Source organism: Cryobacterium sp. MDB2-A-1, assembly GCF_004402675.1.
GTDB classification, from domain to species: Bacteria; Actinomycetota; Actinomycetes; order Actinomycetales; family Microbacteriaceae; genus Cryobacterium; species Cryobacterium glucosi.
This window is the reverse complement of the sequence record NZ_SOFK01000055.1, coordinates 22018-28017: the sequence shown is the minus strand read 5'-3', so window position 1 is coordinate 28017 and position 6000 is coordinate 22018. Positions and strand designations below refer to the sequence as shown.

The 6000-nt window shown below is 61.3% G+C and carries 6 protein-coding genes and 2 pseudogenes; 2 read left to right on the top strand and 6 right to left on the bottom strand.

What is annotated here, in order from left to right; translation table 11 throughout:
- Positions 1–216 precede the first annotated feature (216 nt).
- A pseudogene (locus E3O39_RS19960) lies at positions 217–795 on the bottom strand (transposase); the annotation flags it as partial.
- Between the two features lie 601 nt (positions 796–1396).
- Between E3O39_RS19960 and E3O39_RS19125 the strand changes: the two are divergent.
- Positions 1397–1561 (top strand): hypothetical protein, encoded by a 165-nt coding sequence (locus E3O39_RS19125; RefSeq protein ID WP_166787410.1) that lies wholly within the window; start codon positions 1397–1399, stop codon positions 1559–1561.
- 33 nt (positions 1562–1594) lie between these two features.
- On the opposite strand, the gene E3O39_RS18545 is transcribed toward E3O39_RS19125, so the two are convergent.
- The 5 genes and pseudogenes from E3O39_RS18545 to E3O39_RS18530 all read right to left on the bottom strand — a co-directional run bounded on the left by E3O39_RS18545 (position 1595) and on the right by E3O39_RS18530 (position 4718).
- On the bottom strand, positions 1595–1921 hold the full coding sequence (locus E3O39_RS18545; RefSeq protein ID WP_134449740.1) for a hypothetical protein: 327 nt from the start codon (positions 1919–1921) through the stop codon (positions 1595–1597).
- A 76-nt stretch (positions 1922–1997) separates the two neighbouring features.
- On the bottom strand, positions 1998–2960 hold the full coding sequence (locus tag E3O39_RS18540; RefSeq protein WP_134449739.1) for an IS481 family transposase: 963 nt from the start codon (positions 2958–2960) through the stop codon (positions 1998–2000).
- Between the two features lie 289 nt (positions 2961–3249).
- Entirely contained in the window at positions 3250–3537 is a 288-nt protein-coding gene (locus tag E3O39_RS18535) for a hypothetical protein (protein WP_134449738.1), read from the bottom strand.
- Between the two features lie 386 nt (positions 3538–3923).
- Positions 3924–4046: pseudogene (locus E3O39_RS19955) on the bottom strand (IS3 family transposase); the annotation flags it as partial.
- A gap of 111 nt (positions 4047–4157) precedes the next feature.
- A complete protein-coding gene (locus E3O39_RS18530; protein ID WP_198413479.1) occupies positions 4158–4718 on the bottom strand; it encodes a cysteine hydrolase family protein in 561 nt (186 codons plus the stop codon).
- Between the two features lie 532 nt (positions 4719–5250).
- Between E3O39_RS18530 and E3O39_RS18525 the strand changes: the two genes are divergently transcribed.
- The gene (locus tag E3O39_RS18525; protein ID WP_134449736.1) at positions 5251–5682 is read left to right on the top strand and encodes a diguanylate cyclase domain-containing protein; all 432 of its coding nucleotides are present in this window, start codon (positions 5251–5253) and stop codon (positions 5680–5682) included.
- Positions 5683–6000: the final 318 nt, after the last annotated feature.

The following is a 6000-nucleotide window of genomic DNA, read 5'->3' as shown; positions in this document are numbered from 1 at the left end:
CCGAAGCTCGACGTCGCCGAACGCGACCGGCTGCTGCGCAACTGGAAAAAGGCCATCACCAAGTCCCTCGACTGGGTGGACGAGGACGTCCTCTAGCTCGCCCTATTGAGACCTTTCCGGTCGAGAGTGCCCGCCACACCGGCAACTCTCGACCGGAAAAGTCAGTGCGTCCCGTTCCGAATTCAGGAGACTACTTTTCTGTTCAGGTACCTGGCTTTAGAATGTTTCGTTGCACCAAGGAAGTTCTGGGTGCCCGATGTCGAGGCTCGGTGGACGTTGGTGGCGGCCGCGCATTGGGATCGGCCTGGGACGCTTTCGGCCAGCTTCGCGCATCGAGTAATAGGGCGCCGGCGGCCTACTTTTCAACGAGCGTCGAATATACAGGAGTTCACGGCTGCGGGCACTCCGACGATTGAGCCTGAATACCCATTCGTCGACGTAGGCGTGTAGATGCTCGCCACGACCGAACCATGAGTCGTTTCCATCAGCGCCTCTTGACCAGAGAGAACATGTGGTGGAAGCCCGGGAGTACCTCGTGCGCAGGGAGGCCTGAAGCAGGCATGGGAATGCCGGTGTGGTCGTAGCGACCGGGTGTCCAGCCGGATACGCAGACCAGCCGTCGGTGATCACATGGCTACCTGGTTCGATGTTGGCTTGGAGGAAAGCAGTGAGACTGACGTGGCTGGCGCCCTGAATTATGGGTCTGCGTTCCACCGCGGCGGCGGGCAGAAGCTTTCTGGTCGATCTACGGCCCCGTATGCCCGGCTCGAAGCCACCAAAGATTGACTCGTCGACCTTAACGTCGCCGCGCGACGGATCGTGCTGGACGAACGAACCGTTACGGACCGATACCGGTGGGCACTATTCAGGCCGTCTGGGTCGACCTCAGTTCCAGCTCCCGCTGTACTTGGATTGCTGTTACTCCGATCTTGTCTCCGACCATCCGCCACGCGAAAGCGAACCAGAGCTTAAGCGGGGTTCTGGTCATGTCGGAGTTCGTGCCCGCCGTCACGGACACCTTCCGGTCGTAGCCGCCACGTTTCCAACGAGAGTTGGCGGCCGCCATCCATTGATGCTTCCATAGTGCGGACAAACGCAGCCATCGGGCCAGCGCAGCATGGAAGGCCGTGCCCAGATTTTTGGACGCGCTTTCGGCTTATTTCACCTGAAATTCCGGGCACGTACCCGCTCACACTTGATATCGCTTCTTCCGCGGGAAGGCAAAAAAGCAATCGACCGAAAGTGAGAAACCACCAGGACCACCACACCCGCACCGTGCCGAGCGTTCCGGATCAGGCACCTGTGATTTGAGAACCTCAGCATCGAACGTAGTAACGACACTGCCTGTGCTCTGCAGACCAACATTCTCTGTGGCGACTTCGACACCATCAGCCTCATGGACGTGCAGCACACAAGGATCAACGGCCTCATCAGGAAGCCCTGCCCGGGCATCCTCGGCCACCTCGCCGAAAGCTACGCTCCCGTTTCCGACGATCGCCGCCGTACTCCGGGCGTCGATGGTCGGCCCGCTGATGGTGCTGCCGGTGTGGCCCGGCCGTAGCCCGGGGGCGCGGATCTGGCGTTTCGGCCTGCCCTAGTTGGGAACGTCCGGTTCGGCCGCATCATCGTGCACGTCTTCTACGTACTGGTACGCGATCGGTTCTTCGGTCACATGCCCCAGCTTGAATACCCGGCGGACAATGGCGTCTTCCTCATCGACCTCGAGGGTGACTGTTTGTTGGTAGTCGCCGTCGACGAAGGCCAGTTCTCGTTCCGTGCCGGACGCGATCGGGTTGGCACCATAGAAGATGGCACGGTAGGTGGACTTCTCGTTCATTATTTCCCCGTCTGCATCGGTCCGGTCTTGCCGTTCGGGTTGCCCCGCCACGGTCGTCGGCTCGCTGCAGACAGACCAGGACACACCGACATTTTTGCACAGGCACCGCAAGAAAACGCCGAATGAAGCCGAATGACCTCACAACCGCTGATGTACTGAGTCATGACGTTGGTGACACTCGGCTGATGGGGGTTGTTCCGATGCCGGTGTGGATGCGTTCAGTGTTGTAGTAGTTGAGCCAGGGTGCAAGCGCTGCTGCGCGTTCGTCGTTGCTGGTGAAGACTTGGCTGTAGGCCCATTCCGTTGCGAGGGTGCGGTTGAGGCGTTCGACTTTGCCGTTGGTCCAGGGGCAGTGCGGTTTGATGAAGCGTTGCTCCGCGCCGATGTTTGCGACGGCCTGCTGGAACGCGACGGATTTTCGGTAGGCGAAGGCGTTGTCGGAGAGGACGCGTTCGATCTTTGGGATACCATTCGCGGCGAAGAACGCGGCCGCCCGGGTGAGGACGCCGGCGGCCGTGACGCCTTTTTCGTCGGGGTGGATCTCGACATAGGCGAGGCGGGTGTGGTCGTCGATCACGGCGTGGACGTAGTCGAATCCGATGCCGCGGCCACGGACCTGTTCGCTGCGACCGTGGGCTCTCCAGCCGCCGCCGCCGGGGATCCGGCCCAGTTTCTTCACGTCGATGTGGACGAGCTCGCCGGGACGCTCGCGCTCGTAACGGTTGGTCGTGGCACGGGTCGCACGAATGGGCTCCCCGGTGAGGGGATCGCACCAAGCCAGCGGGGGAACGTGGTGTCGCGCCAGTATCCGAGACACCGTCCGGGCCGGCACTCCAGTCGCTGTCGCGATGCGCATCGGCCCGGACTTGAGATCACGACGTGATTTCAGCACGAGCTCTTCCCGTTCCGGACTCGTCCTTCGAGGAGAGGACCGGGGTTGGGAGGACCGTTCGAGAAGTCCCGCAGGACCCTGGGCCCGGTAGCGGGCCAGCCAGCGGTGGGCGCATTGACGGGAGATGCCGAGCTCTTTCGCGACGTGAGCGACGGGCCGGTTCTCCACAGTTAGCCGCTCGATGAGCAGAACTTTTCCATGAATCGTCAAACGCGCGTTAATGTGACCCATGAGGACCTCCGTGACTTGTGAAGATTTCAGATACCTCCACTAAGCCCGGAGGTCCTCCTTCTTCACAAGCCCGAAAGTGTCACCAACGTCATGGCCGGGTACATAGGGGACGATGCCAGACGAGCGGTTCGAGGAACGCCCGGCGTATACGTTGAGCCGGGTCGGCAGGCGAGGGACAGATGCCGGCCGGCATGGAGCTCGACGGGTAAGGCAAGCTGACCGTCAACTACCGGGGCGGAGTCATCTTCCGGGCCATCACAATCTGGCTCAAGCCGTTAGGAGACACGCCCTAGATGAGTGTTCTGTTTGTTTTCTCTGACAGGCTGCGGTCAATGATGGTGGATGGCGAGTTCACGAAAGATGATATCGCTCCCTCCCGACTCGGGAAGATAGTGCGCTCAACCGGGTCGAGGAATTCCATGACCTCATAGTGGCCGTGGTTCTTGTTGATGAAGCCAACCAGGCTGAGAGCATTGTTTCTGGCAATGCGGCGGTCGATGACTCTCCACTGACAACCAGGTAAAGCGCGGACCTCGATGTCCTCAGAGGTGCGGGTCTGCAATCGGCCGGCGATCATGATGCTTCCTCTCTTCAATCTGCCCGCGACGATAGTGCGCCCGTCTGATCGTTTTCTGGACAGCCGATTCGGGTGCCCGTCTACAACGGCCAGAGCTCGAGGGTTCCAATGCCGGAGGTCGTTCTTCGGTTTGGGTTGAAGTGGCCTCGTGGACGGCCGGCCGCCGTTCAGTTCAACGGTTTGGGTGTCACGGGTTGGGGCTCTTCGTGCGCCTCTGGCGCGGTGGGTTTGGCGGATTGGAGAAAAGGGAAGCTCATTCGGATTCAATATGGGGATTATGCCGATCTTGCCGTGGAGGCGCCGGTGGTTGAATCAGTCGCTGTGCTCGGCGATGGCAATGGCGAACTCGAGGTCGTTGATGCCGCGCCAGGGTGGTCGCGGTTGCGGATTAGTTCGGCCTTGAAGAGTGAGTTGAAGGTTTCGGCCTCCGCGTTGTCATAACGATCACCTTTGGACCCGACCGTGGCGACGGCGCCGACGTCGGTGAGGCGTTCGGTACGGCGGATGGCCCAGGTCGTTCAAGACATACGCTCGCAGGATCTGCCTGCTAGTTGTACCTTGCGTGCGGTGGGCTTTCCTCTGAGTCGTGTCGCGTTGTCGACCCGGCCGGGCCGATGCCGCTAGTGAGCCGGGATCTGGTCGAGGTGGAGGTCGGCGGCGGCGAGCAGGTCGGCACCCGCATCGCGGAGCGCGGCCATGAAGGCGGCCTGGACGAAGGCCCCCGGAACCTCGGTGCCTTCGAACTCGAAGTCGGGTGCGGCGCACGCGTCATGCACGACCGTAACGAGGAAGCCGAGGTCGAGCGCGGCCCTGGCGGTGGCGTCGATGCACATGCTGCTCATCATGCCCATGATGACGAGGTGTTCGATGTCCTCGTCCCGGAGCAGCTGTTCGAGGCCGGTGCCGATGAAGGCGTTCGGGGAGCCCTTGGTCAAGTGGTGTTCGGTCGCTACCGGCGCCACGAGTGGGTAGATCTCGGCGCCTGCGGTCCCGAGGACGAAGAACGTCGCATCCGGTTCGGTAGCGAGGTGCTGGAAGTGGATGATGGGGGTTCCGATGGCACGGGCCGTGTCGAGGACGCCCCGGGCGATGACCGCGGCGGACTCACTCCCGGTGAGGGGATATGCACCCCCGGGGAAGTAGTCGTTCTGAATGTCAATGACCACAATTCCAGTGCTCACACCTGCTCCGCTTCGTTTTTTTGTGCCATCTTCCCACATGACTCTCATCGTCACGGGCAGGAATTGATCGACGAGAACCAGGTCGACGCGCCGGCGTCGACCTGCCGTTTTGTACACTCGGATGCACGAACACGCTCGATTGTTAACGCCGATCGAAAATAGTAAGCATGGGGCTGCTGCGCGGCCGCACCTGGGCGGATGAGAATCGGGAGGTGGTCACCTCTTGTATTGACCGTCTTCGGGATGGATTCTGGTGGCGTGTTTGCCGGGCTGGGCGTCGATGGGCCTTGGTGCCCGTGAGCTCGGAAAACAGTGTGGCGTGGAGGGTTGTGGGCACCCGGTCGTGCTGCCTTGAGCGCGAACTTCAGAGTCCTTGACTGACGACCCTCCTCCGGCAAACACCTGTGATGGTGGTGCTTAATGGTGGAGGGTGGCGATGGATGAGGTCGTTTAGTATTGTGCCGGGTTAGATGTTCACCGAGACACGGTCGTAGGGGTAGTCAGACGTCCCGGCGGGCGGGGAAAACGCAGCGTGGAAACGCGCACGTTTGTCAGACTTGAGCGCAACGGCGGAATGGTCTGCGTGATGTACCTCGACATCGACGACTTCAAGATCATCAACGACACTCTTGGGCACGGTGGGGGCGACGAGGTCCTTATCGAGCTGGGGAGGAGACTGGCCAGCGTGTTGCGCCCCACCGATACGGTGGCGCGCTTTGGTGGGGATGAGTTCGTGATCCTCTGCGAAAACTTCGGCGGTGTCGGTGATGCCGAACAGTTGGCGGCTCGGGTCGTGGCCGCGACCACCAAGCCATGGGACGTCCAGGGCTGGTTCATGCCTGTGCACGTGAGCATTGGATTCGCCGTGACGGATTCTGCCACAACAGACCCAGCCGCATTGCTCGATGACGCCGACACCGCTATGTACTTGGCGAAGAAAGTTCCTGGCTCCATGTGGGTATAGGCACCCGTCGGCGGATAGAGCCGCAAACGCCTCATCGTTGAGTCGTCCCACCAGGGGGCTATGGCTTAGCCGTTGGTGGGTGGCGCGGGCGTTGAGGACTGATCAGATGATGGACCGCCCGGCGGAGTGCCGGTTAGCCAGGCGACTACCAAGAATGCGCCGATCAACCCGACGACGATGAGCGCCCCTGCCACAGAGCCTCTGAAAGCAATCCCGGAGACCACAATTAGGGCTACGAAGGCTGCAGACGCGACGGCTCCTTTCCAGCTGAGTATCCGCCATCCCCAACCAACGTATTTCTTGGGCCCGAACCAGGCT